A 1,586-nucleotide genomic window follows, 5' to 3' on the forward strand; every position below is an offset into this window, starting at 1 on the left:
GGGTATTAGCTGGTCAAGGATGGCGATCATACCTCAGAAGCCGCGCCACGCCTCGCTCATATGAGGGGATGGTTAAGCCATTACCCCGATTTGATTGGGTTGCAGGGCAAGGTGGGGAGGGGGAGATCTCCTAACCGGTTGGCTCCAGACTCCAGATAAAAGAAAGACGCCTTAGGGTGTCTTTTCTTTTTCCAATTGTTCGTGTGTTAAAGTGTCTTTCCTAAAACTGCAAGTCATATAGAAAGGAGAAGTCGATGGCGAGTAAACCTTCAGCGATGAAGATGCCCGAGTTATTGGTTTTCGCGAGGATGCTCTTTATTGGCTTTGTTGGAGCTGAAGTCGCACGTCTCTTTTTCCTCTTGGGAACTAGCTTTGCACTGCAAGTTGTTGACGTTTCTCTATACCTAAAGGCAATTGGAATAATAACTGGTTTAGGTATTTGTCTGCTTTACGCTGTCAAGCGAAATGCTCACTTGGCAGTTATGCGTATAGTTCGTAGTTATCGTATTGATTTACTTGCAGGTGTAGTTATTGGCGCTTGGTCAAGCAAATTAGCCTCACCTTGGCTTGCAAAGCTACATGCAGCGTTTAAATCTGCTGATCCACATTGGGCGCCTGCTATTCTCATTTTTTTCTGTGTTATGTTTCTATCACCAATTTTGCAAAGTAGAACACGTTCTAAAAAACAGACTTCACAGCTCTATTTCATAGCAGATGAAGAAATTGATGATAAAATGGACGATCTTCTGACAAACGAACTTCAGGCTAAGTCGTTTGCTGAGACTGTGCTTGCATCTGACTCTCATCCTGGGTTGATCTTTGGGGTTGATGGTCCATGGGGTGTAGGTAAAACAAGTTTTATTAATCTGGTTGAGCGTTATTGGGAAGATGCTGCTGACAAAGTTCTTGTTTGTCGATTCGAACCGATACGTTATGCATCCGAACCTGACCTTGCTGATCGCCTAATTCGCGATTTATCTGCGGTGATTCAAGACAAGGTATTTGCGCCAGAATTTAGGCCCGCCGCTTCGAGATATTCCCGTCTCATCAAAGGAAAAGCAGACGTTTCATTCTTGGGGTTCAAGCTTTCGCTAGAGCCTTCTCAGGAAACGATCGATGAACTTCTCGATGGTATTGATGAGGTTTTGCGCCGTATCCATCGGCGTGTAATTATTGTAATTGATGATCTAGACCGTCTGGACGCGAAAACAATAAACAGTGTTTTATTTGCAACGAGGAGAACTTTCAAGCTGTCTCAGGCAACATATGTTCTTTGCTATGACACCGAAGTGCTTACTGGGAATAATGAAGAAGGTGAAAGAGCTCGCGAGTTTTTAGAAAAGTTTGTAACGGTAAAGTTAAGCCTGTTCGTAGATAGCTCTAGTCTCAGTAATTTTTTGCGGCGAAATTGGCAAGATAGTAATGAACAGCTTAGCCTCGTTCCTTCTGATACCATGTTCAAGCTCGGCACCATTCTTAATGAGCTTGCAGATATTTTTGATGGTGTTCCGGGAATTCAGATAATAAGTGCGACACTCATGGATGAATGGCGAGAGGTGGCCAACTGCTGATTGGTGGTACCCTTC

General features: G+C 43.9%; 1 protein-coding gene. It reads left to right on the forward strand.

All coding sequences use genetic code 11. From position 1 onward, the window contains the following. Positions 1 to 254: 254 nt before the first annotated feature. Positions 255 to 1,571, forward strand: a complete 1,317-nt coding sequence (locus PG888_RS22810) for a KAP family NTPase (RefSeq protein ID WP_270816052.1) — start codon at positions 255 to 257, stop codon at positions 1,569 to 1,571. The last annotated feature ends 15 nt before the right edge of the window (positions 1,572 to 1,586 follow it).

Origin of the sequence: Aeromonas sp. QDB23 (genome assembly GCF_027707745.1) — a bacterium.
In the GTDB taxonomy this organism is placed as follows: Bacteria; Pseudomonadota; Gammaproteobacteria; order Enterobacterales; family Aeromonadaceae; genus Aeromonas; species Aeromonas allosaccharophila.

Coding starts and splice junctions, on each gene's coding strand:
- PG888_RS22810 (WP_270816052.1), top strand. CDS start 255: ATGGCGAGTAAACCTTCAGCGATGAAGATGCCCGAGTTATTGGTTTTC.